Origin of the sequence: Cohnella soli (assembly GCF_042655525.1) — a bacterium.
Classification (GTDB): Bacteria; Bacillota; Bacilli; order Paenibacillales; family Paenibacillaceae; genus Cohnella; species Cohnella soli.
The window spans coordinates 134,466-160,557 of record NZ_JBHSMI010000052.1 but is presented as its reverse complement, the minus strand read 5'-3'; the positions used below and the strand labels follow the sequence as shown (position 1 = coordinate 160,557).

Genomic DNA, 26,092 nt, shown 5'->3' with positions numbered 1-26,092 from the left:
ACCTCCTAAGATGACGGCTGCTTTCAAATCTTCTATTTGTTTTTTGCATACCAATCGTTGACTTCCTTCGTGATCTGATCGCCGCCGAGTTTTCTCCAGTTGCTTACGTATTTATCGAAATCGTCAAGCGGAGCGGCATTCATAATGATTTTGACGAACGTTTCCAGTTCCATCGTGGACAGCGTGGCCGCTTTCTCGTCCATCGTTTTGGTCGATCCGCCGTAGAAGCTGTCCACGATCGTGAAATTCGGGTCTTTCTGATAATTGACGCGAACTTCGAAAGGGCTGATGTCGGTCTGATAGATCCACCATTGCTGCCATTTCCCTTCATTCACCTCGGTACCGTCGGTCGATTTGACGAGATCGTACGTTTTCTTCAAGTTTTCCGGCAATTGGGAACCGTCATTGTTCTTTAATGCGTCCCTCACCGCTTCGTAGTTGAAATCCTTGACGTACGCTTGAACGGGAGACTGCGGGAAAACGGCATATTTGCCGTTGTCTTTCCATGCGTAATTGCTGTCCGCGCCCTTGCCCGCTCCGTCTTCGCCATATACTTTGGTTACGAACAAATTCATGATTTTCAGCACGGCTTCGGGATGTGCGTAGCCTTTTTTCACGACGAAAAATGCGCCGCCGGTAATCGGAACGCTCGGTCGCGCCGGTTGGCCGTCGATCGACACGAGAGGTAGCGCTTTCCAGAGCGCTTTCGGATTTTTTTTCATCGCTTCGCCGAGAATGGTCGCGGATTCGGAAACCGTCGCGTAGAACATGCCGACTTTCTCGGCGATGACGTCTTCTTTCAAACGATTGAAGTCCTTCGTTCCGAACTCCTTGTCGAGCAAGCCGTCCTTGTACATTTGCTGAAGCCGGCCCAATGCGGTTTTCATTTCGGGCAGCGTGCTGCTGTAGGAGAGCTGACCGGAAGAATCGGGTACCCAGATCGCGGGGTAAGCATGATACCCGTTCAGGAATCCCGTTAGCGATCCCCCGCCTGTATAGACTGGCAGCAATCCAAGTCCGTAAGTATCGGCTTTCTTGTCGCCGTCCGGATCTTTCTTGGCGAAAGCTTCGGCAGTTTGAATGAGTTCATCCAATGTTTTCGGTTCGGGAAGTCCCACGTTCGCAAGCCAATCGGTACGAATGTACAACGTCAATGCCGAATCCCTTGGATCCCCGGCGTACTCGGGAATTGCCATGAGTTTGCCGTTATACAAAGCCGTTTTCTGGGCGGACAATAACGACGACTTCACTTGCTCTTTCAGGAACGGCATGGCATATTGATCGAACGCTTGGGTCATATCTTCGACCATGTCGGCTTCTACCAACTGGTTCAACTGTTGTTTGTTCACCATCATGACGTCGGGCAAGTCACTGGAGGAGATCGTTAAATTCACTTTGTTGAAGTATTGGGAGCCGTCGACTTGCCATGCCCACTTCACGTCGATTCCGAGCGTTTCGCGGATAAGCTTGTGCCAGATGTTATCGTTGTCCCACGTTTCTCCGGCCGGGAAAGTCGCCCAGCCTTGCGTAGCGAGCGTAGACGTTAATGTAATCGGCGTTTCGTATTTGGAGAAGGGGCCGCCGTCGCTTGCCGCAGGCTCTTTATTCCCTCCCGAAGCCTCGCTGCTCTGTCCAAGTGAACTCGTCACCGTGCTTGCGGGAGAACCGTTCGGGCTGTTGCTTGCGCCTGCATCGTTCGATTTGCCGTTGCAAGCGCTGAGTACGGTTAGAAGTAACGCGAGTACCAGAAGAAGCGATATTCTCTTTCTCTTTTTCACTGAATTACCCTCCTTGAATGATAGATGCATGTTCATCATAACAACCCCTTCATGAAGGCATCTATTCTAATAAATCCACTTTTCGTTGCATGTTTTTGATTGCACGATCGCGAGATGATGTTGTACTTTACGATCCCCGTTTCGGGACCCTAAAAGCTTGATCGTTAAGCTACTTCTCCAGCTTCATTTCGCCGATCTGCGCGTAATACGTTCCGTTCGAGGAAACCCTCGTTTTCGTGATATACAGCCTGATATACCGCGCCGACACCGGAGTTCGGATCGCATAGCTTTGCTGCAAGACGCCCGGATCACCGTAACCGGTATAGATTTGACCCGGAATATCCGTCCAGCTCACGGCGTCGCTTCCGTATTGGAACTTGAAGTCCACGGGAAAGCAGCCTCCCGCTCCCGGTTTCAGCACAATCTGCTTGATCGTCTGCACGGATCCTGCATCCACATAGAGCCATTCCGCAACGGCTTCCGATGAATGGCCCGCACTCGACCAACCAGTAGTCAAATTGTTGTCAATTGCCAGTGAAGCTTCGTAACCCGCGCCCGCAGAAGAGGAAGCCACGGCAGACGATAGACTTTGCGGCGTAGTCGGGTAATAGAATGTTTTTCTCATGAATGCCGTATTTTTCTGCATGGGTCCCATCGTAGCAAGCTGGAAATAATACCATCCGTTCCCTTGGTAATCCGTCAGCTTCGTTGCATACATCCGAATATACCTTGCGAACACAGGCGTCAAAAATTCGAAATATTGCAAGTTGGAGAAGTTGATTCCCGGCTTGGGATAGTCCGTATAGGATGCTCCAGGAATATCCGTCCATGCGGAACCGTCGTTGCTGGATTGAAATTTGAAATCCTTCGGAAAATAATCGCCGTAATACGTCGGTTGCACGACCACGTAATCGATGCTCCTGGCGCTCTTCATGTCGATGGCGATCCACTCCGTCGATGCTGCCGACGTGTGCGCAACGCTGGACCAAAGCGTGAAATAAGAGTCCCACGAGTCCTTATCCGTCACTTGACCCGGCGGTCCCCACGATAATTGGCTGGATGCGAAAGCCGTGAAATTGCCTCCGTATATCGTTGCTTCGTTAAGCTGGAAGTAATAGTTGCCGGATGAATCCCCGCTAAGTTTCGTCGCGTTAATTCGAATGTATCTCGCCTGAATAACGCCGGAAAATACGAACTTGAGGTCGACGCAGCTAAGCGGTGCCGTATAGTTGGTAAAGCTCTGTCCGGGGACGATTGTCCAATTTGATCCATCAGCGGAGTATTGGATCGAGAAGTCCTTCGGAAAAAACTTTCCGTTATACGTCGGATTAAGGACAACCGCGCCGACGTTTTGTTTTTCGCCCAAATCGAAAGTAATATTTTCCGTAAAAGCTTCGCCGGAATGTCCCGCGCTCGACCAAGTCGTGCCCAGATTTCCGTCGCAAGCAAAGCTGCCCGAATATCCCGGGTACGTGCTTGTTGCCGATATGGAACTTATTTGCAGCTTCGTTGCCGCGATCCAAGTTTGAGCGTATTGCATTTCCATTACTTTGACTTCGGCCAACTGGCAATAATAACTGCCGCCGATGGCGCTTAATTTTGTCGCGTATATTCTTACGTATCTTGCCCTTGCGGGATCCGTGAACTTAAACTCCTGCTCGTTTGCCCCCGGATTCGGATATCCGACGTAATTGTGTCCCGACACGGTCGTAAACTGCACGCCATCATTGCTGACTTGAATAGAGAAGTCGACAGGGAAGCAGGCTCCGGGCGTATCTTGCCTTGGCGTTAGCGTAATCCCTCGGATGTCTTTGGCGATTCCCAAATCGATGCGAATCCATTCCGTGTTGGCAGCTCCGGTATGTCCCGCGCTTGACCAGCAGGATGCGGGGTTGTTGTCCCATGCGTTCAGGGAAGTGTAGATTTCGCTTGAAGCCGAGGATGCGACAATCGATGCCGGGGAGAGCTCATCGTTGTTGGCTCCGGACCAAATCCACTGTCCCGGATAACCGCTCATGCCTGGGATCAAGCTTTTCCATGGCGAAACGCCGTAATGGCCGTAAGAGGTTGCATTCGTCCACGACGAATCGTCGAACGCGGGATCGCTAATGTCCCCTTCTGCGGTTCGGCTCACTTTCCATGAACTGTCCGTATAGAGTTTTGAGCCGTCGGGAAAAGTGACCTCGGCAATGACGCCGCCCGTACCGTCCGATACGGTCGTGTTGTAGCCGACGAATCCGGACGAAGGCAGACTGACGACGTTAAGGCCGATTTGCAGCGGCTTAGGGCCGACGTATTCCCAAGTGTGCGACTTGCTTACGATATCAGCGCTTAAGCCCAGCTTCAGTCTATAATAATTCGGTTGAAGGGCTGATAAGTCGAAATTGACGTTCGGGGATCTTTGCAACGTGACCGTCTGTCCGGACGTTATGGCGACCGTACGATCGAACGTGCCGGAAACGGTTGTTCCGTCTACGGTCCAAGCGTACGGGCTGTTATTGGAAGTCGCTCTGATCCTGACGGATGCGCCCGTGACGTCGATGGACAGATCCATTCCCCAGTAATTGAATTTATCGATGGCAAGGGAAGTAAGCGCTGCAGGAAGGTTAGGCTTCACGTGGAGCCCGTCTCTGTCCGCTTTAATCCCCATGAAACCGTAGATCGCGATCGTCGGGAATACGCCGCTTTCGGGAAACTCCCCCCATACGCCTACGTTGCCTTCGCTGCCATGTTGATTATTTTCCCCGCCGTATAACGGATTGCCGCCGCTAAGATGATCGGGCTGATTAAACCGGTTTAGTATCGTTGCAAGTCTCGCGTATGCGTCGTCGGCATTTTTGCCGATGATTCTCGCCATTAGTTCGTAATATCCAAGCCACAGCGTCGTCCCTCCGGCTTCGATTACGTTGTCGTACCCGAGCGACGGATCATATTGATAGACCCACCAACCGCCCGAAGCTTTGACGGGATTGTCCGTGGCGAGCAGCCTCGGTCCGACCGCCCATCTCGTGAACACGTCGGCGGAACCGGAAGGCGTTATTTTATTCGTGAAATAATCGATAATCGAGCTTGCCCTTGCCGGATCCACGAGCCCGTTCGCGATCGCTTCCAGATTCACGCCCGTCATGTCGTAATCATGCACGGCGCCCGTGATATCGATGCATTGAATGAATTTGTTGCCGTCCCAGAAGATCGTGTTGTACCCCGTACGAACATCCGCTGCGTAGCTCGTAAGCTGAGAGGCCCTTGAGGCGTTTCCTACGATCGACTCCAAATCGCCCATGCGATTGAGCGCGGCGTAACAATAAATATTGTCGTACGCGTCCTTGTACCCGAACGGAAAACCGTCCCATAGATTGGAAGAACCGTTCTGATAGGAGCTGCCCAAATGGATGCCGTCGTTCAGGATGAAAATTTTATCCGCAGCGGAGTAATAGGTTAATAGCTTGTCCATGGCCGCCCTTAACTTCGGCATGATCAATCCGAGAAAATCGGTATCCCCCGTCGCCATGAAGTATCTGGAGCTTCCGTTGATGAAATTAGCGTTAGCGAACAAAGCATGATTCGTGCCCGTCGCGTAGTTTTTCTGGCTGCCCCATGTAAACACCGTGCCGTCCGCATCCAATTGCATGTTCAGCAGCGACTCTCTTTCTTGATCCCGCACGTAGCTTTTCAAGAATGATTTCTCGATCATCGTCAACTCCTTCCAGATGGAAGGAGGCGCCCAAGCGCCCGGCCAACTAAAGCAGCGTTCATAGAACATGGCGTTCAAGGAGTCGGCTACCCCGGCATCGGATGCCCTAAAGGTCGGATAACTGTCAGGCTTCGTATATGCGCCGAGAGCATAGACCTCGATATTCAGCGTTTTCGCCAATTGTTGACTCGGGTTAAGCCGGGAGGGGTTGGCTGTATTGATTTTCGTAAATCGCATCGTCTGACTATCGATTTCATTATGGGGACTCATAACGCCGCTATCCGATGTAAATCGTAAATCGTACCCATTCATACCGAATGCATGCATCCAGTTTCCATACAAGTCCAACGCGTCGTCTTCCGTTATCCGCTTGTAGTTGCGGATGTCGATATACTGGTCCTTCTCGGTAATGAATTTGCTGAAATAGATTTTCGTCGGGTCGCTTACGTCGTAACCGTCCCGTTCGAACGGCGTGACCAGCTTAAACCCGGGACTGGTAAACAGTACGGCCGACGAGCCGCTATTCTTGATGACGTAGTTGCATTGGAGCGTATTCCCGCTCAGGGCGATCGTCCAATCGCCTTTGATCGCCGTCGAGCCGAAAGGAACATCGCTGATCGTGAGCGTGCTCCCGCTTATCGCCCACGTCCCCAGCGCACTATAACACGTAATTTCTCCCCCATCCTTATAAAGGCTCATATAAAACGAACCGCCGCTTTTGATTATATTGCCTTTGTAGCTGCCCGTCCCGGCCGGATCGACCGAGATGGCGTCGATGACCCCGTTGATGCCGGAAACGTATAAATAAGGATTCGTTATCGTGTATCTCGACGTCACTAACATCCGAATTGCTCCTCTCGGTTATCCCAGTTTCCCCTTGTAAAGCCGTTTGCCGTTTCCGGTTAAGCTGGGCACGGCGATTCCTTTCAGGTTCATGAGGGAAGGACGGCCCTTCATGAATGGATCGATATTCGCCGATGTTTCAGAAAGTCCCTCGTCCTGCTCGTTCAGGGAAATTTTCATGCTTCCGCGGTCGGCATCCAGTTCCTTTATCAGCAAGCGGTAAAGATAAGGTCCAAGCACCAGCATCAAAATGGCCAAAAACGAACCGCGCATGAAAGCGCGCCGAGGCAAAGGTTTCGTTAGGAAATCATTCGCGGCGGATGTCCGAGCCAATCTATCCTCGACCGCCGTTTCGCGAGATTGAACAACAGCCGTGTTTTCCGTTGCCATTGCCATTGCGATCCTTCCTTTCCGATCCGATGGATGGTTCAATCATGTTTGGTTTGTTTTGCGATAGACGTATTCCGACAAAATGACGCCGACTTCATACAGAACGATTAAAGGAACCGCCACGATCAGCACGGATAGGATGTCGGGCGGCGTAATTAGCGTCGAAATGAACAATTGCGCCATGTAAGCATATCGACGAATTTTTTTCAGCCGCGACGGATTCAATAGACGAATCCTAGTCAGGAACATGACGATGAGCGGCATTTCGAACAACAAAGAAATAGGCAGCAATATATTGAGCATAAAGGAAAAGTATTGCGTGATTCCGTAGACGTCCTTAAGCTCGAGGCTTTCATTAAAGCCGGAAGTAAACTTGAACGTTAAGGGAAACACGACGAAATAAGCGAAGCTTAATCCCGCAGCGAATAGAGCGACGGAGTAAGGAATATATCGCAAAGCGGCTTTCCGTTCCTCAACGTTCAAGCCGGGCTTAGCGAAAGCCCAAAGATGGTAAAGCGTAAACGGAGCGGTTACGGCGAAGGAGAGAAGAAAAGCCACTTGCATGTATACCCGCAAACCGTCCCAAGGGGTAAACGCGTTCCATTCGATGCCGGAAGCGGGCTCTACGCCCTTAAAATAACGCAAAATCGGCTTCGCGACTATAAATCCGACGATCATGGCGACAGCCATTGCAGCCAAAATCCAGATCATCCGTTTACGTATTTCTCCCAAGTGATCGATAAGCGACATTTGATGTTGTTGCATAGGCTTGTCCCATCCTTCGACTTACGCTTAAGGTTTGGATTCCGACAAAGGCGGGGATGTCAGTTCGAGATTTTTCGATTCTTCGGTGCGAACTTCTTTTCGCTGCTGGGACAGCGGATCCGAAGGCGGGTCCTCGATCAATTCCTTCGTTCCATTCTTGAATTCCCGAAACGTTTTGCCGATTGCCCGTCCCAGTTCCGGAAGTCTATTGGGGCCGAATAAGAGCAGAGCGGCGATAATCAATAAAATAATCGTTGATGAGCTGAAATGCGGCATCTGTTGCACCTCCTGCGATTTAGGGTTGAAAGCGCTTCCTAATCTCATTGTAGCAACACTGCAAACGGAAACTCTATTCTAAAGATTTTACTTCCCGTTGCAGTTTTTTGATTGCACGATCGCTCGCTCGCCGTTGCCTTTTATTTACTTCCCCGCAGATCGGTCCCTGAATTCCTGCGGCGTCATTTGGGTTGCTTTCTTGAATACGCGATAAAAGTATTGCACGGAAGCGAAGCCGGCCGCAGTTGCGATATCGTTGATCTTCCGGCTCGGGTCGGCCAGCAGTTCTTTCGTTTTCTGGATGCGAAAATCGGATATGTACTCGGACACGCCGATTCCGTTTTTCTGCTTGAACAACCGGGAAAGATAGGAAGAATTATGCTTCACTTTATCCGCGATGACGGTTAACGAGAGCTCGTTCGCCAAGTTGTCCGCGATGAGCTTCTTCACCTTTCCGACCAGCTCGTCCTCTTCTTCATGAAGAATACGGTCTTTGTAATCGAATATTGCCTCGGCACAATGAACGAGATATTCGACCGCTTCATTCCATGATTCATGCAAGTCCGGGCGGGCAAGCCTGTCCCATTCCAAAGGGATCTCGGCGGCTCGGGAGCGTTCCCCCGCTTGCAGCGAAAAAAGCAAAGAGACGACCATATAATAGTTTTTGTCGTAGGTTTCTTTTTGAAATAGTTCCCGGAGGATGGCCATGAATTCGGATTTCAGATTGTTTTCCAAACATTGCTCCAACCGATTCAACCGATGAACCGTATCCTGCGCCGTCGTAAAATTCGAGGCTTCCCGCCCCGTCTCTTCTTGGTCGACGATCAAAAGCTCCTGGCCGGAGCCGAGTCCCCAAGAAAGTTTGGACTTTATTTCGGCGAATTTGCGGGCCGAAAGTTTCCACTCGATCGGACGATTCGCGAGAACGACGGACAGTTTCAGCTTGATCAACTCTTTGCATGCCATTTGAATTCGCTCGAACGTCCCTTGAACGAAACGGCCGACCATGCTCCACGTCTCTTCTTGGACTCTGTTAACTGCGCTCGGATGCAGTTCTTTCGGCTGAATGAACCAAATCAGGTTAAAACGGTCGTATACAATAGATACTTGGTCTACCGTCGTGTCCAAATACTCGCTCGCGATGTTCCGAATGGAGTACATCAGCAAATAACGATCGTAATAACTGATCCCCTCCGCCCATTCATCTACTCTTCCTACGACCTGCAGCGCGGGCAACGACGGATTCAACGGAATTTGAAGCTCCTCGAATTGCCTAACGATAATACTTTCTCCGATCCGGTCGCCCTGCAGGAGATTGCTGAAGAACTCTTTCTGCAGCGCAGCCATCGCCATCTGCATCTGGCTTTTGGATTTGGCAATCAATTGTTCGATCTCGATCGCGGCTTCCAGCTTCTGAATCGCCTTCTCCACAGCGGCAATGACGACTTCGTCTCCATCCGTCTTAAGAACATAGTCGACGGCGCCTTTGCGGATCGCTTTCTGGACGTAATCGAAATCGTTGAAGCCGGACAAGAAAATCATTTGGCAGCTCGGCCACAACCGGCAAATCTCATGCTGCAGCGTCATGCCGTCCATGCCGGGCATACGGATGTCCGATACGACGATATCGATTTTCGTTCGTTGCAGCCGCTCCAAAGCTTCCTTGCCGGAATAAGCGCCGATCACTTCCAGATCCAGATGAGTCAGTTGATGAAAGACATTTATCAGACCTTCTACGACGTAATCTTCGTTATCCACGATCAATAGCCGATACATTCGTATGATCACCTTCCTTATGCGTATGCGGTATGCGAATCTCGACGCGCAAGCCACCTAACTCGCTTCTGGCGATTCCGATTCCGAATGCCTCTCCGAATTTCAACTGCAGCCTGCGATGTACGTTCAGGATCCCTGTCGTTTCCATATCTTCGCGAGTAGACTGCAAACGTTCCTTGAGTTCGTCCAGTTTACGGTTCGTCAGCCGATCTCCGTTATCTTCGATACGAATCGTTACGTATTCGTCATCCCGGAAAATCGCGAATCGCAGTCGACCGACGTCTTCCATTTCCTCCAGCGCATGCTCGAACGCGTTTTCGACGACCGGTTGCACGATGAGCCGAGGAATTGGAATTGCCGCCAAATCGTCCGGAAGATCTTCCCACTCGAGCTCCAGTTTATTGCGAAATCTCATCTTCAAAATATCCGCGTAAGTGCGAGAGTGATCGATTTCCATGCCCAGCGTCGCTTCATCCTGCCCATTCCTCGTAATATATTTGAGATAATCTCCAAGCAACCGCGTGTACACTTTCATGTTCTCGATGTCTTCGTCCTGAACGAGCCGGTGCAGGCGATAATAAGTGTTATACAGAAAATGCGGGTTGATCTGCGCTTGCAAATGGCGGAGCTCCGATCGTTGGGAACGGATCCCTTGCTCGTAAACGTCGCGAATCAACGACTGGATCGTTCCGACCATCTGATTGAACTGATCGTACAAATATTGGATTTCATCCGGGTTCTTATGGATCAACTGGACGTCGAAGGCGCCGTCCTTCACTTTGCGGAACGCCCGGATCAAACGCTGCAACGGTCTCTGCAGAAATAAATAGATCCAATAGGCGAATAACACCACGATGACCATCGCAGTCGCGATCAAAATCCGGAACCATTTCTGGTAGAGGGCAAGAGGCTCCAGCACGACTTTCTCCGGCACGTAGACCGTAAGCGCGACGCCATAGGACGGGGACTGTTCATCGGCCACGATATACGAATCGTTACGAATTTTCAGCAATCGCTGACCGGATTCGGACGAGCCGTCGGCTCTGTCGATTGCACGGGTCATTTCCTTGGACAGCGTGTCGTCGCCGTTGTCCCCGAACAAGCTCCACTTATGCCTAATATCGGACAAAATCGCGCCTGCGCCATTCTCGGACAACATTTGCGAGAGGGCGGACTCGATCTTGGAGCGGTTAAGCACAATTTCCATCCAATATACCGGCAAGCTGCCATCCGAATAATTGCCCGTCGGAAAGCGTTCGACCATAATCAATTGATCGTTCCGTTGAACGATCGGATATTCCTTCAAGCCTAGCGATCCGTGAATGCTTTTCTGCGCGTCGGAAATGTGGAACAAAATTTGGGTCGGCTGCACGATTTTGTCCTCGGACACCATGTAAAGCCTGACGTCCTCGATGTAAGAGCTAGACGATTTCAACGTTTGCACTTTTTTCTGAATGCCGAAAATCGCAACCCTGCGCTCGTAATCCGTCATCGCCGACGACAGAACGCTTAACCGCTGAATATCCTGATCGAAAATATATTCCCTTTTCAGATTAACGATATGTTCAAGTTCCAAAGTCAGCTCGTTCAGATAGAAATGAACGCGCGAAAGCAGCGAGCTCTCGATCTCATGGCGGATCGTTCTCTCCCCGTTAATTACGATCAAGTATCCTACCGTCAGAATCGGAATGATCGCGACGAAGAAAGCAAGACATATCTTGTGGAACAAACCGAACGACAATAAGCTGCGATTATGGAAAAGATGGCGCACGCGGTCACTCCGTTCTTTGAGTCGGTAAGCGGTTTCTAAACTCATTATACAGGCATCGCTCGCGCTATTTTTTTATATTTTTTTTACTTAGGTTTTATCTTTTCTTGACTCTTAGCCCCGGAACGAACATCGATTCGGCTTTGATCTGAACGATCTTTTACCGATATCCCTTTGGCTCAGGCGCACATTAGTCGTTTGGTCGCATATGCGTCTATTCGTCTGGTGTGGGAGGTGGAGTTTTCGTGCAGATTAGAGGCGAAGAGCGGAATTAGGCTGTGGACTTGAAAATGACGGCGTGCGGGAGCTATCCCTATACCGCCATTACAAAGTTGAAATATGGTTGCCCAATAGGTCACCTCTTGAGACAACCAAGCGCTCGGGAGGGGTTATGCATGAAGATATGCTCGAAAATTTCGAGCATCTTGCCCTCCGAAGGGTCTCCGAGCAGGGAGTTGTTCGAAAATTTCGAGCATCTGGCTCTCCGATGGGCCTCCGAGCAAGGAGTTGTTCGAAAATTTCGAGCATCTGGCCCTCCAAAGGGTCTCCGAGCAGGGAGTTGCTCGAAAATTTCGAGCATCTGGCTCTTCGATGGGTCTCCGAGCAGGGAGTTGTTCGAAAATTTCGAGCATCTGGCTCTCCGATGGGCCTCCGAGCAAGGAGTTGTTCGAAAATTTCGAGCATTTAGTGCTAATGAGGGGCTTTACGGCAGAAGGAGCTGCCCCACAGATCAATTCATGACCTTCGAAAGACAGCCCTTCACCTGTCAAAACCGCCTTACATCCCCAACCGTTGTCCGGCAAGCGGCCGTTCCGATGCCTGCTTGAAATGCTTGACCAGTTCCGGCAAGGCGACGCCCGCGAGCACGAGCGCGACACCCACCCATTGCAATACGGTGACCTGTTCGTGCAGCACGACCGCGGCCAGCATGACGGCGACCGGAAGTTCCGACGCCCCGAGAATGCCGGTCAAGCCTTCGCCGATATGCGGTACGCCGATCGCGTACAGCACCGGCGGCAGGAACGCGCCGAAGATGCCGAGCAATGCGCCGAAGCCGAGAAGGCTGCCCCAGAGCTGACCGTCGAACAGGAACGTCGGCGGGAACAGCGCGAAGACGAGCAACATGCCGCCCGTCACCATCCATCCGCTTCGAATGGCGGGAGGGGCGCTCGGTACCGCTTTGCCGCTGACTATAATAAACAGCGAATAGCTGACTGCGGACATAAGTCCGAAAGCGACGCCGATCCAGTCGAAGCGCGACAAGCCTTCTTGGAAGACGCCCGCAGCGAGCAGCGTTCCTCCGAACAGTATCGCCAGTGCGAGAAGCACCGTACCGCTCGGCTTTTTGCGCTGCATGACCGCCTGGACAAGCACGCCGATCCACGTGAATTGGAACAGCAGTAAGATGGCAAGCGAGTTCGGAATGTAGCGCAGCGACTGATAGTACAGCAATCCCGTAACGGCCGTCGGCATGCCCGCGGCCATCAAGATTAGGCGTTGCTTCCAAGTCATCAGCACTTTCGGCGGCAAGCTTCCGGTCAACGCTTCGCCCGCATCTCGCGGAGCGGCGGATTCCCGCTTCATCCCGAATGCTTTCAAGGCTCCGACTAGTGCCCACGCCAGCACGCAACCGACGAGAAGCTGGCTGCCGACGACTTCGCCGAGCCCGTATCCCGCCCCGTACGCTTTGACGACGATCGTCGACAGAATCCCATAACACATCGCGCCCAAAAGCACGGACAATCTATATTTCATTTGTCATTCCTCCTTGTTTCACTCCCGGAAAACAAAAAAACTTCCTGCTGCGAAAGCGGAGCCTTCGGCGCTATAGCCGATCTCCGATTCGTAGCAAGGAAGTTAAGGCTTCCTGTAGATACCCCCACCCTGCAATCGTGAGGTTATACGAAATAGTGGGTATTGTTTATTCAACAGTTCAACAGGGTCGATTATGGCACGCCAACTCATCGACTGTCAATAGGCGATACCGCCCAACAGGCGAAAGCCCCGCATACGACAACATTATGCGAGCGGCTTGCGGCCCTGGAATCCATCGTGCCACGTATGGTAATGCATGACGCGCTCTTCCCCTTCGCGCCAACAGAGGAGCACGTTCTCCCCGTCGATCATCGCCGGAAAATCGATCAAGCCCGGGTGGATCATCTTCAATTGTACGCCTTTGCGCGCAAAATTGCCGACCAACAGTTCGCCTTCCATTTTCAGAAAATCGATCATGCTCTCCGCTTCGAAGAACGGGTCCTCTCCGTCGCTCGCCCCGGACGAGCGTTGTCTAGCCTTCGCCCGCAGCAATTCCCGCTGCTTCTCTTCGATGTCGTCGGCCAGCTTCTGCAAAACTTTCAAGTCTGCGATCAGATCGGGCAACATCCCGTTCGCCTCTTCCACCGTGAACAGTTTCACATCCATCGCGGTTCCTCTCCTTATCCGATCATCTTCTTTGTCTCCCTCCATTGTAGCATGTTCCGCATCGACTTTCCTCCCGCCGCCGGTTCCCGGTTTACGAGATAAATGCCGATGCAGACAAGTGCTCCGCCCACGTAGACGGCAGCATGTACACGCTCGTCAAGCAGCAGCCAACTGGTCAGCAAGCCGAATAGCGGCATCAGAAACAAAAATGCGCTTGTCTTCGCTGCATCTCCATAGCTGAGCAAATAATACCAAAGTAAAAATGTCGCGATCGAGCTAAGAAAGACGAGCCATAGCAGGGCGATTATGGAGGCTGTAGCGACTTCGAATCTCGGTTGTTCGGTTGCCAAGCCAAGAACAAGCAATAGGATTCCGCCGAATAACATTTGATAACCTGCAAGCGCCTTGGTGCCGAAGTCGCCGCCCCATTTTTTCGTCATCAACGTCGCTACCGCGAAACTAAACGCTCCTCCGAGGCCGATCCAAGTGCCAGGTTCGAAATCGACGCGGAAACCAAACGCCGTCAATATGCCGACGAAACCGATCGCAACGCCCGCCCACTGACTGATTCGGTAGCGGATACGATGCAGCATCGAACTAAGCATGATAACAAACAGCGGGCTTAACGAAGTCAGAATAGATGATTCTCCGGACGACACCCAGTTCATACTGTAATACGCGCAACCCATTACGCCAGCGGACTGAAAAAAGCCAATCAGATTAGCTCTCATCCAATCATAAGCCTTACGGGGTCTGCCTTTGTTCCCGACGACAGCCGCCAATATGCCGCCTGCTATAACGAAACGGATGCCCATCAGAAAAAAAGGCGGGGCATACTCCATCGCGATTTTGCCGACTGGAAAACTGAGCCCCATCAATAACGTCGTTAAGATGACAAGCCCTGCGTATTTGTAATTGTTCATCACGTTTCCCTCCATTTTCTCGTCTGTGTCCCTAGTGTAAAGGAGGTTATCTATGATGTATAATGATTGTTATCGATAATTAACATCACAAATAGTGATAGTCAATCCATAGGGGAGGCGATCGGATGGAAAGCGGCGAATTGCGTATTTTTCAAGCAGTAGCGCGCGAAGGAACGATAACGAAAGCAGCGGAGAAGCTCGGATACGTGCAATCCAACGTGACGGCAAGAATCAGGCAGCTGGAGGCAGAGCTTGGCACACCCTTATTTCACCGCCATAATCGGGGCATGGTGTTAAGCTCGGCAGGCAAGTCTCTGCTCAATTATGCCGACAAAATCGTCGGTTTGCTGGATGAAGCGACAAAAGCCGTGCGCTGGATCGATAAACCCGGCGGACCGCTCGCGATCGGCTCGACTCAAACGGCGGCAGCCGTTCGCCTGCCGAAGCTGCTTGCTGCGTTCCATCGCGAATATCCGGAAGTCAATCTTTCTCTGATGACAAGCCATACTCAGCAACTGGTCGACAAAGTGCTTCGTTACGAACTGGACGGTGCCTTTATCAGTAGTCCGCACATCCATCCCGAACTTCGCGCAGTGCCTGCATTCGACGAACAACTCGTCATCATTGCCCCTCCCTCCGTTCGGGATTTGTCGGACGCGCTGAAGAAGCCGGTGCTCGTCGTCAGCGCCGGCTGCTCTTACCGCGACGTTCTGGAAAAATGGCTCAAGACGACTAGCCCCGACCGTACGGCGACAATGGAGTTCGGCACGATCGAAGCTATCATCGGCAGCGTAGGCGCCGGCCTCGGCATCTCGATTATGCCGAGGTCCGTCAGCGACAAACAGGAAGAAAGCGGCGTATTGCGAACGTTCCCGCTGCCTCCCGGCTTCACCAATATGCAGACTACGTTTGTTACCCGCAAAGATGCGGCTATGAGCCGAGCGCTCACTGCATTCATCGCGGCCATTCCGTCCCCGACCGACGCTTCCGGCAAAACGGCTGCCGTTACACGTTAACCGGCAACAGTTGCTCCTCTTCCTTATCCTTGCGCGGGATGAGGAAATAAACGAGCGTAAGGATAAGAAAAGCGATCATGTACAAGGCAAGCCGCGTCACTTGCTTCCACATGTCGTCGTAATCACCGCTGGAGATAACATCGCGAAATCCGCGTATACTGTAAGTCATCGGCAGCCATGGGTTCATCGCTTTCGCCCAGCCCGGCAACAGTTCCAATGGGAACGTCCCGGCGCTGGAAGCGAGCTGGAATATCATCAACAGCAGGACGACGAATCGACCAGGCAAGTCCAGCCACGTGACGAAAGCCTGGATGATAAACATAAACGTCAAACCTACGATTACGGTGTACAAGTAAAACAAGGGGATACTTTGCGTCTCCAGTCCTAACGCGAACACGAGTATCGTGACAACGATCAGCGATTGCGCCAGACTAACGCCGCCGAATAAAATCAGCTTTGTCAGGAAGACAGGGACGCCTTTTACATCGTCCGACAACGTCCGTCTCGCCGAGACGATGGTCGTAAAAACGAGTGCGCCAGCAAACAGCGCCATAGAGATGAAGTAAGGCGCGATGCCTGCGCCGTACACGGTCACTTTCCGCTCCTCGTTCGGGCGGATGGCAACCGGCTGAGCTAGCAGCCTGATCAGTTCATCGTCTGCGCGAATTTTGCTCGTAGCATCCGCTGCTTCACCCAGCTTTGTCGCCAATTCCCCAGCGCCCGAAGATAACGATGACGCCCCGTTCGCCAACGTGCCAGCGCCGGCATGCAACGTTGCGGCCCCTGAATCGACGCTCCCGATCGCTTTCGCCGCTTGTTCTGCACCGCTGAGAAGCGAATTTGCACCCGACGACAACGCATTCGTGCCTGAAGACAGTCGACTCCCTCCGTCGGCTAGTACATTTAACCCGGTGTTTACTTGACTCAGCCCATCGCTTAGTTGCCGCTGGCCCGCTTGCAGGTCCGTCGCGCCTTGAAGCAGCTTACTCTGACCGGCACTTAAAACGCGGCTGCCGTCCAACAGCTTCTGCTGTCCCGAGACGAGCGATTTGCTGCCTGCGAGCAAACTCTTGTTCGCGGCCGCGACCTTCTTCGCGGCATCCGCCGTCGCCTCGCTTGCGGCTAGCAGTTCTTTAAGCTGCGGATCAGACGCTAGCGCATCATTCGCCGCCATCGCTTTTTTTAACCCTTCCGCGACTTTCACGCTGCCTGCCGCGACACCGTCGCTACCGTCGGCGCTTTGCGCAAGCCCATCCCTTAGCGATTTGCTGCCGTCGACCGTCGCCGTCAGCCCTGCCGTCAGTTCGTCCGCGCCTTGTTTCGATGATTTCATCCCGGCGGCAAGCGTTGACGAGCCCTGCTCGGCTTTCTTCGCGCCAGCAACAAGTTTGCCTCCTGCATCGGCAAGTTTACGCGCGCCCGACGTCAAATCCGTCGCGCCTTTCGACGCCTCCTTCGCCCCGTCTGCCAGCTTCTTCGCACCGGAAACAAGCGAACCTGCTCCGCCGTTCAGCTTGTTCGCACCTTCCGACAACGTCGCTAATCCCCCGTTCAGCTTCGAGGCGCCGTTGTTCAGATCCAATGCGCCGTCTCTAAGCTTCCTTGCCCCTTCGCTTGCATCGCGGATGCCGCTCGCCAGTGTCTCAAGCTTACCGAAAATGCCGCGCGAATAAGCTTCCGTCAAGCTATGAGACAGCTTTTCCTTTAGCTCTTTCGTTGCGTTCTCGCTGATCTGACCCGCGACGAAGTTGTAGTAGCTGTTCGATTCGAACACAAGCTCCGCCTGTCTCGGCTTGTCTCCTGCCAGCGATACCGCTTTCTCCGAGAAGTCTGCGGGAATTGTAATTTGCGCGTAATAACGATTGCCCAGCATACCTTGTCGCGCTTCTTCCTCGTTTACGAAGTGCCAATCGAAGCTTTCGTTTTTTTTGAGCTCGTTGACGAAATCGTTACCGATGTTTTTCGCCTCACCCTCAGAAACTGCACCGCGGTCGAGGTTCACGATTGCGACTGGCAACTCGTTTAATTGCCCATATGGATCCCACGTCCCCTTGATCAAGAAGCCGCTGTATAAAATCGGAATGAAGCTCACCGCGACGAGAGACACGATAAACATCGGCTTCGACATGAAGTTAGCGAACGATTTGCGGAATATCGACCAGAATGCCATACGTTCCCTCCGATTATCGTTACTATTCGTCTTCGCTTCGCAAAGCGCCGGCTTTGTCAGGCCATCCGAACTTATCTGTCTCTTGCACATCCCGATCTGCCGGCACTTCTTCCGGCAACTGCTCGGACGCGCTCGGGACGCTCCGTTTCTTTAACGCTATCGTCTCCGCGGAATACAACGTTACTGACACCGTTCCACCATGTACAACCGCTCGCACGAGTATCGGCACGCTGTATTTGTTGCGGAACACGAAGTCCGGTCCATACCAACTGACCGTCGCATCGCGACCCGGCGGTACATAAGAAACGTTGCGGCTGTGAGAATAACGCTGTACGATTTCGAGGCCTGCCCGGTCTGCCGCGTTAAACAACGTCGAAGAAAGCTGGCAGATGCCGCCGCCGATCCCTTCAGACACTTCTCCCCTGACGATGATTTTCGCCCTGGCGTAACCTTTAGACGCCGAACGGAAGCCTACCCTTTGATTAAAAGAAAAAGTCTCGCCCGGAAACACGTATTGATTGTTGATCGCTTTCGCGGCCAGAACGATGTTGTTCGTTCTATTTTTGTTACTCGAATTAAAATAGGTCGAGTACTGTCCGATCTGCTTTTCCTTTAGTGTCAGTAACATTTCACTGTCCACCCGAGGATAGACCGCCTTCTGTGGCGCTTCGAGAGTGTCCGCGGCCTCCCCGGTCATGAAACGCATAAATCGCTCCGTGAATTGACGACGATCGAACCGATAACCCATCTTTTCGGGGATGATGCCCATGCCTGCATCAAGGCCGGCATTCTCAGGAGGGCGGTTGACAAGCTTATCGAGCTTGTCCGATAGGCGGTCGAGTCGGTCGATGTCAACGAACGGCATGCCGCCTGGGGGCAACTCGTATTCCGCACGATTCACTTTAGCGATGGCGGCACCTTCTTGCGTAATCGTCAATCGTTCCGGCATCTTCTGCGCTTGCGTCGGGCCTAGCTGTCCCAACTGTCCCAGCAATAGCGCGATGCCGGTCATCGAATGCCAACCCAATCGTATCGCCTCCGAATTTTTTTCCTTTGCTCCACAAAGCACCCTCTTTATAAGCTTCGTCAACCTTTCCCGGATTATCCCGATTACCCGACATAATTGGCGCTGCTTCCGTCGAGAATAAACTCAGGAACGGAGGTTAGCGAAATGAAAATCATTTGTCTCGCCATAGCGTTATTAACTAGCGTCTCCGCGGCATCGGATATGATGTCAGCGCCGATAATATCCGCCGCCAAGCCGCGATCGGCCGCACAATCGATGCCGGTCACAGTGCAGATAATCGTCAGATCAAGCTCCCATTCAGAATTGTTAACGACATTAAGCATAGACAATCCTGCCCTAGCGAAAGCGATCAACAGAGTGCCTGAAGCGCAGATCAATTCTGCTTCAGGTTCCGCCAATTGGCCCGACGTCGAAGTCGTCCTCCATTCAGCTTCATCCAAGCAGTCCGGCACTTACCGTATCGACGGCTCCGGTAATCTGCTCGATAAGGCAACGTCCCGCGTAATCGCCTTACCTCAAGCGATCGCTTCGCGACTTCTTATCTATGCAGAAGCGGCAAGGAACGCTCATTACGGTCGATTGCTGCCCTGGAACGAAGCGCGTTCGGTCGTTCCGCGCAAGAGCATTTTCACAGTCGTCGACCTCGAAACCGGCTTATCGTTCCGCGTGCAAAGAAGGGCCGGCAGCGATCATGCGGACGTGCAGCCTATTACCAAAGAAGATTCTCGTGTGATGAAGACGATCTATGGCGGCGAATGGAGCTGGGATCGTCGCGCCGTTCTCGTCATGACGGAAGACGGACATCGGATTGCCGCTTCGATGAACGGCATGCCCCATGGCGGGGACGGAATTCCGGATAACGACTTCAAAGGCCATTCGTGTATTCATTTTCTCGGCAGTTCGTCGCACAAATCCGAACACCCCGACCCGTCGCACCAACTCATGGTGAATAAGGCCGCAGGAACTCTGCGACCTTATCTGGACCAAGCTTCGCCTTTTACGCTTGCCGCCAGCTTCATCGAAGCGCTTCACCAGCGCGACCCGGAACTTCTTGCGCAAGTGTGGTCGAATATGCCGCAGACAACGCAAGATCATTATGTAGCGCGAATGCGCACGCTCAAGTCGATCAGAGTGCAGGCGACTGCGCTTCGCAAACAGCCGGAGCACGCCGATTCAATCGCCGCGGATGCGCTCGAAGCGGTTATCGATTTGCCCGTTACCGTGTACAGTGTCGGTGGGGCAGCACGTACAGGCCTATTTCACTTTGCCTTCAAAAGAGAAACAGCGCAGTCGTCTTGGCGGATCGTCGAGACGACGCTTCCCGAGTCGAGGTCCCGCTCCACCAAAAACAAACGAAGGCAGGATTAATGCAACTTGATCCCGTAAATGATCCCCCCGCGCGACGCGACGACAGCCATGTCGTTAAACACTGCGGGAGAGGCCTCGATATTCGTGCCGATATTTAATGAGCCGCGCACTTGACCGCTCTTCGCATCGATAACGGAGACAAGACCGACGGAATTCGCTTGCAACAAATATGCGTTGCCCGCCTCGTCGTACACGTCCACTGGGGAAGACCATGCGTAGTTTTTCATCGGCAGCCGCCATGCTTCTTTTCCTGTATCTTTATTTAACGCGACCATGAGACCACCGCTAAAAGTGCCGTATCTGGCGATGGTAAAGATGACGAGATTCGCGATCGACTTCTTCCCAAGCACCGGAGTCGCGAGAACGCCGCCGTTAACCGGATGGGCACCGAGCTGCGAGAAGCTGGCGTATATTTGCTCCCAGATGACTGCTCCTGTCAGGCCGTTAATTTTGCGAATATGGGCAAAGCCTTTTTTTCCCTGCTTGTCGACCTCTGTTCCCGTATATAGAAACGGTACGCCGCCCTCCGATTCGACAACGATTGACGCGTCTGTATCATCGATCGGGGCAAGCTGCCAGACAGGAGAATGCGTCTTGACATTTAAAGCCTGCAGACTGCCGCCGTTGTCCGCAAAATAAGCATAATCTCCGAACGTCGCGATGGAGTTCTCGATCCCTTGGTAAGCGTTGCCCGCGATTTTGTAGCGGAACTTGCTGATGACCGGATCTATTGTGAGCTTCTTGCGATCCGGTTCGAACTTCGTATTCAGCTTCAAATGATACACGATGCCATTCTCCCCGCCGACCGTCAGCGTATCATCTAGCCGATTAAATACCGCCGAACTGTCGAATGCACCCCAGCCTTTGCGATAAGCAAAAGCGTCGTAACCGTTCACGCGCAGCAGCCTTTTCTGATCGATAAGGCTGTACAGATTAAAGCCGATCGTTTTGTTCTCCGGGATGCCTTCACCGACGTACAAGAGCGGATACCCCCGTGCGTCGACCGACACGCTCCCTTTAATTGGATTGCCGATGCGAATCGGATTACGCGTCTCTTCGCCCGTATCCAGATCGAGGAAATACACATAACCGTCGAGCGAGGCATAGATCACTTCCGTTAAGCCCGGCTTTGTCTGGAACTTCGGCTTCACGTTCATCGTCCGCAGCACTTCCGGCGACCATCTCACGATTGCCGGTTGGCCTGTCCATCCCGCGCCCCCGCCCCATGAGCTCGACTTTGTTTTTTTCGTCCACGCGATGGCAGGTTGAAACGTCTTCATCTCTACGCTTCCGAAAGACGGCGCGTTTCTTTCATTCGTCCCGCGGAATGTCAGCACGCCTTCCGCATACGAATAGGTCGAGGGGAACGCTTCGGACTGTGCCGGCGTTCGGTTCCATTCATGCGTAAAGAGACTTCCGGCACTAACGAGTTGCTGCGACGAAACGGCGAATACTAGAACGAAAATGAGTCTCTTAATTCCGCGATACATGCTATCTTTCCCCTCCGAATGGCAAGTTAGATAGAGTGTACCGGGACGCTCGCGAGAAGCATGTCAAACGGTCAGCGAGGAATGAGGGAAGCTTTGTCGGTTTTCAATGAAACAAATCGTATCATCCCAAAAAGCGTCTAGAACGTATACCCGACTGAGGTCCATTGGTGTTCGCGGCCGCCGTCGGTTAAAATAGGAGTAGTGTTAGGAGGGGTTTTGTGGAAACGGCAAAGCGGAAATGGTCGGATAGGGTGAAGTGGATATTGCTGAACCAGCAAGTCGTTCTTATCCTGGTCGTCATTTTATTGATCAGCTTAAATATTTTTGTTCTGGACAAAATCTCATACATATTCCATCCGGTGATCGTCGTGTTGGAGACGGTGTTCCTGCCGTTCCTGCTCACGGGCGTCGGTTTCTACTTGCTCAATCCGATCGTAGATTTCATGGAGCGGCGCCACCTCTCCCGCGGCTATACGATCGCCGTATTGTACTTGATTATCGCGACTGCGATTACCGTTATCGTCATGCGTGTCGTGCCATTGCTCGGCGATCAAATTTCCGGACTTGTCTCTTCGTTCCCGGATTACAGTCAGGACGCGCAAGCCAAGTTCGAGGAATGGGTCGGCAGCGACTCGTTTAACCAAATCCAGAGCACGCTAGGCATTGATACGTCGAAGCTTGCGCACGACTTCTCCGGTCAAGTGTCGTCTGTGCTGAACAACGCCTGGTCCGGCATTGGCGGACTCGTCAGCCGCGTCACGCATACGATTCTCTCGATCATCACCGTGCCGTTAATTTTGTTTTATTTGCTCCGCGACCGCAAAAAACTGACCCCTTACGTGCTCGATTTCGCACCGACGGCGCTCCGCGGACGCGCCTTGCGCGTCATGCTCGAGATGAACCAACAGATTAGCTCGTACATCCGCGGCCAGATTCTCGTCAGCTTCTGCGTCGGATTGCTGTTGTACATAGGATACTTGATCATTGGCCTCGACTATTCGCTCGTGCTTGCCGTCATCGCCGCCTGCACAAGCGTCGTCCCTTACGTTGGTCCGGCTATCGCCATTATGCCTGCACTCATCGTCGCTATGGTTACGTCGCCTATTATGTTGTTGAAAATGGCGATAATCTGGACGATCGTGCAAGTCATAGAAGGGAAAGTCATCTCGCCGCAAGTGATGGGAAAAGCGATGAAAGTGCATCCGATTACGATCATCTTCGCGATTTTGACGGCGGGCAATCTGTTCGGCCTTGTCGGGATCATTTTAGCCGTTCCGGGTTACGCTATTCTCAAAGTCATCACGACCCACTTGTTCCAATGGTTCAGAAGAAAGTCCGGGCTGTACGATCAGGAGGATGCGGAGATGGGTGAGAAGCTCGACGACCGACCGGACGCGTCGCCGGAGAAGCCGACGGTGTCCTCCTAGAGCGCTGAACCGTGCATTGCCCCATACGCATCAAAAAAAAGGAGACCGGAATCCCCCTTAAGGGTTATCCGATCTCCTTTTTTCCGCTGCTTTGTGCTTTTAGCAACAACCTACTATATCACATCGCGCCATAGACGTGCCTAATTCTTCCCAAGGTTCATCACTTCTTCGACGGGAATCTCCAACGTCTCCGCTAGCTGTTCAGGCGAAAATCCTTTGCCTAGAAACTTCTGAATGATTAACTTCTTGCTTTTCTCTTCACCTTTTTCTATTCCTTCCTCGATGCCTTTCTCGACACCTTCTTTGATCCCCTTCTCATACCCCGTTCGCATCCACGCTGGCATTAATTCCATAACATTGTCTCCTTCCTCCGGATATTCATTTTGTATTTCACGCAAAATCCTGCGCATCATTCGGTTCAAAATATAAGTCCGCAACAGACATAATCAGCGCCAATTTCGCATCGTCCAATTTTTTTCGTATTCTCAATATCATGCGCAAATAGGCTGCTCTCACTTCTCGTTCTTCTGTCTTATTATAGCCCATCTTCGCAAGTAGCGCAGCAGCTATTGGGTTGTCCGAAGTTATAAACTCCCGCCAATTTTGCCGCCTTAACTCCACCTTAAAGAAGCGGAATTCAATGATCAAGTCGAGGCTGCGCGACTCTTGACCGACAATATCGACAAGCAGCTCTTGCATGAGCAGCCTCGTGTGTGTATGGTCCAGCAGCTTGTCCAGTTCCGGGAAAAATAAAGCGATAAACTCTGCGAAAAACGTCTGCAGCAGCTTCTTGAACGCCTCGTCGTGCTGGGTTATCGTTTTCTTTTCCTCTTGCTCACCTTGCTTGTTTTTCTTTCTCAATCGTTTCCCTCCCGAGTCCCGAAAAAACAAAACGCCGTCCAATCCTCCCTCCCGGGAGAATTAGACGGCGTATGCTTTACGACCGTTTGTTATCATTTGTTTGGATCATATCACAATTGGACCTGACACGCAATTACACAATAATCCCTTACAAAATAATCCCTTTAAGCGTCCGCAATGATACGGTTCGTCAGAGTGCCGATTTTCTCGATGTAAATGCTGACCTCGTCTCCGGGTTTTAAGTACACTTGTTGATCCGCAGGCAATCCGAGCACGACGCCTTCTGGCGTCCCCGTCAAAATCACATCGCCCGGTTCCAACGTCATATGCTGGGAAATATAGCTGACAATCTCGTCGCAAGCAAAGATCATATCGGCCGTATTCGAGTTTTGCCGGATTTCCCCATTCACGTAGGATTGAATGACCAACTGGTTCGGGTCGCCGACTTCGTCCGCTGTTACGAGGTTCGGCCCCAGCGGAGCAAACCCGTCACAGCTTTTGCCGAGCAGCCATTGCGGCGTACGAAGCTGTAAATCCCTTGCGGAAAGATCGTTGACGGTCGTATAACCGAATACGTAATTCAGCGCCTCTTCTTTGGCCACGTTCTTCGCTCGCCGTCCGATGACGATGGCAAGCTCCGCTTCGTAATCGAGCTTGTTCGTTGCATTTGGGATGGAGATTGAAGCCTGATGACCTGATAGCGCATTATTGAATTTATTAAATAAGATCGGATACTCGGGAATCGGCGAATTCGTTTCTTCGGCATGCCTGCGATAGTTCAAGCCAACGCAGATCAATTTCTGCGGGTTTGTTACGCATGGACCGTAGATCACTTCTTCTTCATTCCGCAGGATGGAAGGTTCCAAGTCTGTCGGTAATGACGTCAGGAACGACTGCAGCGAGTCAAGCGACGAAGCGCCGCCTTGAATGACTGCCATCACGTCGAGAGGCAGGGAAGCTTCGCCAGCCCCGTACACTTCAGCTGCTTTCGAGATATCCAGGATACCGCGATCTGTTCGAACGCCGAGCGTCCATTTCCCATTGTTGTCGATCGTAACAAGCTTCAACGATAACCCTCCTTCTATTTGTTCGGATGGAGCATAATTTTCGCAATAGATCCCGGCCCGGACACGAGCTTCTCGAAGCTCGCCTGTCCTTCCTCCAATGGCAGATGCTCCGTCCATGGCAGCAGATCGATTCGCCCCTCGGCGATCCATTGCAGTGCAGTTTCGAAGTCATTACGCGAGTAGGCGAACGCTCCGAATAGCTTTACCTCTTCGCGAATGATTGCGTTAATCGGCAGCGTCGTCTCGGCTTCATGAAGGCCGGTAAGCCCCACTCTCCCGCCACGGCGAACGGACTCCACGCAACGCAGGCGAGTGGCAGCTGCTCCGACGGCGTCGACTGCCGCATGGAATCCTTTTGACGGCTTCAGAGCGGCGATCTCCTCGTCCCCACGCGCCGGAATACCGCCAAGCTTCGCAGCGATACGCAGCCGATCGGCATTCAAGTCCGCAACGACAATATTTTGCAAACCAAGTGTACGTGCAGCTGCAAGGGCAAACAAACCGATCGGCCCGGCTCCGAGAACAAGCAAGCGCTCTTCCGGCTTCAGCGACAACATTCTGCACAAATGAACCGCACAAGCGAATGGTTCCGTGAACGCCGCCTGATCGAATGAAACGGAATCCGGTAGTAGATATACATCTTTCTCCGGAACGAATACATACTCGGCGAACGCCCCCGGGGCGTGAGCACCTAGCAATTTGCGACTCTCGCAAAGCTGCTCGTTCCCGCCGAGGCATTCCTCGCATTCGCCGCACGTTCCGAGCGGATTAACGGTTACTCTATCGCCCACCCGGAATTTTACCGCTCCGCTTCCCGTCTGCGCTATGACGCCGGAAAATTCATGGCCCATCACAAGAGGCGGTACCCGCAACGAATTGTGTCCGAGAAATCCTCCCAGCTCTGATCCGCATATACCTACTCTCTCAACCCGGACAAGCACATCATTTTCCCCTGGCACTGGCACGGGGACGTTCCGAATGTTCATCGTCTTAGGTCCTTCGTATACAAGCGCACGCATCTCTGCAGCCATA

General features: G+C 52.4%; 21 protein-coding genes and 1 riboswitch. Of the genes, 3 read left to right on the top strand and 18 right to left on the bottom strand.

Annotated elements, in window-relative coordinates:
- Positions 1-32 precede the first annotated feature (32 nt).
- From ACFPOF_RS24795 to ACFPOF_RS24750, 10 genes are all read right to left on the bottom strand, one after another.
- Entirely contained in the window at positions 33-1,778 is a 1,746-nt protein-coding gene (locus ACFPOF_RS24795; RefSeq protein ID WP_378137737.1) for an extracellular solute-binding protein, read from the bottom strand.
- Between the two features lie 169 nt (positions 1,779-1,947).
- Complete coding sequence (locus tag ACFPOF_RS24790) at positions 1,948-6,315, bottom strand: discoidin domain-containing protein (protein ID WP_378137735.1); 4,368 nt, start codon at positions 6,313-6,315, stop codon at positions 1,948-1,950.
- A gap of 18 nt (positions 6,316-6,333) precedes the next feature.
- Entirely contained in the window at positions 6,334-6,711 is a 378-nt protein-coding gene (locus ACFPOF_RS24785; protein WP_378137733.1) for a hypothetical protein, read from the bottom strand.
- 36 nt (positions 6,712-6,747) lie between these two features.
- Positions 6,748-7,470, bottom strand: coding sequence for a twin-arginine translocase subunit TatC (gene tatC, locus ACFPOF_RS24780; RefSeq protein WP_378137731.1), 723 nt, complete (start codon positions 7,468-7,470; stop codon positions 6,748-6,750).
- A gap of 27 nt (positions 7,471-7,497) precedes the next feature.
- On the bottom strand, positions 7,498-7,746 hold the full coding sequence (locus tag ACFPOF_RS24775) for a twin-arginine translocase TatA/TatE family subunit (RefSeq protein WP_378137729.1): 249 nt from the start codon (positions 7,744-7,746) through the stop codon (positions 7,498-7,500).
- Between the two features lie 144 nt (positions 7,747-7,890).
- The gene (locus tag ACFPOF_RS24770) at positions 7,891-9,522 is read right to left on the bottom strand and encodes a response regulator transcription factor (protein ID WP_378137727.1); all 1,632 of its coding nucleotides are present in this window, start codon (positions 9,520-9,522) and stop codon (positions 7,891-7,893) included.
- Complete coding sequence (locus ACFPOF_RS24765) at positions 9,497-11,338, bottom strand: sensor histidine kinase (protein ID WP_378137725.1); 1,842 nt, start codon at positions 11,336-11,338, stop codon at positions 9,497-9,499. The genes ACFPOF_RS24770 and ACFPOF_RS24765 overlap by 26 nt, the downstream gene beginning before the upstream one ends.
- Before the next feature lie 729 nt (positions 11,339-12,067).
- The gene (locus tag ACFPOF_RS24760; protein WP_378137723.1) at positions 12,068-13,045 is read right to left on the bottom strand and encodes an EamA family transporter; all 978 of its coding nucleotides are present in this window, start codon (positions 13,043-13,045) and stop codon (positions 12,068-12,070) included.
- Positions 13,046-13,116: 71 nt separating this feature from the next.
- A riboswitch (purine riboswitch) is annotated at positions 13,117-13,216 on the bottom strand.
- A gap of 93 nt (positions 13,217-13,309) precedes the next feature.
- A complete protein-coding gene (locus tag ACFPOF_RS24755; protein WP_378137721.1) occupies positions 13,310-13,711 on the bottom strand; it encodes a DUF2203 domain-containing protein in 402 nt (133 codons plus the stop codon).
- A 14-nt stretch (positions 13,712-13,725) separates the two neighbouring features.
- The gene (locus ACFPOF_RS24750; protein WP_378137719.1) at positions 13,726-14,634 is read right to left on the bottom strand and encodes a DMT family transporter; all 909 of its coding nucleotides are present in this window, start codon (positions 14,632-14,634) and stop codon (positions 13,726-13,728) included.
- 125 nt (positions 14,635-14,759) lie between these two features.
- Here ACFPOF_RS24750 and ACFPOF_RS24745 point away from each other — a divergent pair, with 125 nt between their 5' ends.
- Positions 14,760-15,650, top strand: a complete 891-nt coding sequence (locus ACFPOF_RS24745; protein WP_378137717.1) for a LysR family transcriptional regulator — start codon at positions 14,760-14,762, stop codon at positions 15,648-15,650.
- Here the strand turns inward: ACFPOF_RS24745 and ACFPOF_RS24740 are convergent.
- The 3 genes from ACFPOF_RS24740 to ACFPOF_RS24730 form a co-directional block, all read right to left on the bottom strand.
- Positions 15,640-17,820 (bottom strand): YhgE/Pip family protein, encoded by a 2,181-nt coding sequence (locus ACFPOF_RS24740; RefSeq protein ID WP_378137715.1) that lies wholly within the window; start codon positions 17,818-17,820, stop codon positions 15,640-15,642. The genes ACFPOF_RS24745 and ACFPOF_RS24740 overlap by 11 nt on opposite strands.
- Before the next feature lie 22 nt (positions 17,821-17,842).
- Positions 17,843-18,832 (bottom strand): VanW family protein, encoded by a 990-nt coding sequence (locus tag ACFPOF_RS24735; RefSeq protein WP_378138538.1) that lies wholly within the window; start codon positions 18,830-18,832, stop codon positions 17,843-17,845.
- A gap of 98 nt (positions 18,833-18,930) precedes the next feature.
- Positions 18,931-19,170 (bottom strand): hypothetical protein, encoded by a 240-nt coding sequence (locus ACFPOF_RS24730; RefSeq protein WP_378137713.1) that lies wholly within the window; start codon positions 19,168-19,170, stop codon positions 18,931-18,933.
- A gap of 34 nt (positions 19,171-19,204) precedes the next feature.
- Between ACFPOF_RS24730 and ACFPOF_RS24725 the strand changes: the two genes are divergently transcribed.
- Positions 19,205-20,215 (top strand): hypothetical protein, encoded by a 1,011-nt coding sequence (locus ACFPOF_RS24725; RefSeq protein ID WP_378137711.1) that lies wholly within the window; start codon positions 19,205-19,207, stop codon positions 20,213-20,215.
- On the opposite strand, the gene ACFPOF_RS24720 is transcribed toward ACFPOF_RS24725, so the two are convergent.
- Complete coding sequence (locus ACFPOF_RS24720) at positions 20,212-21,705, bottom strand: outer membrane protein assembly factor BamB family protein (protein ID WP_378137709.1); 1,494 nt, start codon at positions 21,703-21,705, stop codon at positions 20,212-20,214. The genes ACFPOF_RS24725 and ACFPOF_RS24720 overlap by 4 nt on opposite strands.
- 218 nt (positions 21,706-21,923) lie before the next feature.
- On the opposite strand from ACFPOF_RS24720, the gene ACFPOF_RS24715 reads away from it, so the two are divergent.
- Entirely contained in the window at positions 21,924-23,132 is a 1,209-nt protein-coding gene (locus ACFPOF_RS24715; RefSeq protein WP_378137707.1) for an AI-2E family transporter, read from the top strand.
- 140 nt (positions 23,133-23,272) lie between these two features.
- Here ACFPOF_RS24715 and ACFPOF_RS24710 read toward each other — a convergent pair whose 3' ends face one another.
- From ACFPOF_RS24710 to ACFPOF_RS24695, 4 genes are all read right to left on the bottom strand, one after another.
- Positions 23,273-23,485: a hypothetical protein gene (locus tag ACFPOF_RS24710; RefSeq protein ID WP_378137705.1), complete on the bottom strand. Its 213-nt coding sequence runs from the start codon at positions 23,483-23,485 to the stop codon at positions 23,273-23,275.
- A gap of 37 nt (positions 23,486-23,522) precedes the next feature.
- Positions 23,523-23,993: a hypothetical protein gene (locus ACFPOF_RS24705; protein WP_378137703.1), complete on the bottom strand. Its 471-nt coding sequence runs from the start codon at positions 23,991-23,993 to the stop codon at positions 23,523-23,525.
- A 164-nt stretch (positions 23,994-24,157) separates the two neighbouring features.
- Positions 24,158-25,060: a fumarylacetoacetate hydrolase family protein gene (locus ACFPOF_RS24700; protein ID WP_378137701.1), complete on the bottom strand. Its 903-nt coding sequence runs from the start codon at positions 25,058-25,060 to the stop codon at positions 24,158-24,160.
- A gap of 14 nt (positions 25,061-25,074) precedes the next feature.
- Entirely contained in the window at positions 25,075-26,091 is a 1,017-nt protein-coding gene (locus tag ACFPOF_RS24695) for a zinc-dependent alcohol dehydrogenase (protein ID WP_378137699.1), read from the bottom strand.
- Between the last annotated feature and the right edge of the window lies 1 nt (position 26,092).

What these genes read in the sequence shown, in the direction of transcription:
- ACFPOF_RS24720 (WP_378137709.1), bottom strand. Translation starts at nt 21,705, where the DNA reads ATGTATCGCGGAATTAAGAGACTCATTTTCGTTCTAGTATTCGCCGTT.
- ACFPOF_RS24790 (WP_378137735.1), bottom strand. Translation starts at nt 6,315, where the DNA reads ATGTTAGTGACGTCGAGATACACGATAACGAATCCTTATTTATACGTT.
- ACFPOF_RS24775 (WP_378137729.1), bottom strand. Translation starts at nt 7,746, where the DNA reads ATGCCGCATTTCAGCTCATCAACGATTATTTTATTGATTATCGCCGCT.
- ACFPOF_RS24760 (WP_378137723.1), bottom strand. Translation starts at nt 13,045, where the DNA reads ATGAAATATAGATTGTCCGTGCTTTTGGGCGCGATGTGTTATGGGATT.
- tatC (WP_378137731.1), bottom strand. Translation starts at nt 7,470, where the DNA reads ATGCAACAACATCAAATGTCGCTTATCGATCACTTGGGAGAAATACGT.
- ACFPOF_RS24765 (WP_378137725.1), bottom strand. Translation starts at nt 11,338, where the DNA reads ATGAGTTTAGAAACCGCTTACCGACTCAAAGAACGGAGTGACCGCGTG.
- ACFPOF_RS24785 (WP_378137733.1), bottom strand. Translation starts at nt 6,711, where the DNA reads ATGGCAATGGCAACGGAAAACACGGCTGTTGTTCAATCTCGCGAAACG.
- ACFPOF_RS24770 (WP_378137727.1), bottom strand. Translation starts at nt 9,522, where the DNA reads ATGTATCGGCTATTGATCGTGGATAACGAAGATTACGTCGTAGAAGGT.
- ACFPOF_RS24695 (WP_378137699.1), bottom strand. Translation starts at nt 26,091, where the DNA reads ATGGCTGCAGAGATGCGTGCGCTTGTATACGAAGGACCTAAGACGATG.
- ACFPOF_RS24740 (WP_378137715.1), bottom strand. Translation starts at nt 17,820, where the DNA reads ATGGCATTCTGGTCGATATTCCGCAAATCGTTCGCTAACTTCATGTCG.
- ACFPOF_RS24745 (WP_378137717.1), top strand. Translation starts at nt 14,760, where the DNA reads ATGGAAAGCGGCGAATTGCGTATTTTTCAAGCAGTAGCGCGCGAAGGA.
- ACFPOF_RS24755 (WP_378137721.1), bottom strand. Translation starts at nt 13,711, where the DNA reads ATGGATGTGAAACTGTTCACGGTGGAAGAGGCGAACGGGATGTTGCCC.
- ACFPOF_RS24730 (WP_378137713.1), bottom strand. Translation starts at nt 19,170, where the DNA reads ATGCTTAATGTCGTTAACAATTCTGAATGGGAGCTTGATCTGACGATT.
- ACFPOF_RS24750 (WP_378137719.1), bottom strand. Translation starts at nt 14,634, where the DNA reads ATGAACAATTACAAATACGCAGGGCTTGTCATCTTAACGACGTTATTG.
- ACFPOF_RS24710 (WP_378137705.1), bottom strand. Translation starts at nt 23,485, where the DNA reads ATGGAATTAATGCCAGCGTGGATGCGAACGGGGTATGAGAAGGGGATC.
- ACFPOF_RS24735 (WP_378138538.1), bottom strand. Translation starts at nt 18,832, where the DNA reads ATGACCGGCATCGCGCTATTGCTGGGACAGTTGGGACAGCTAGGCCCG.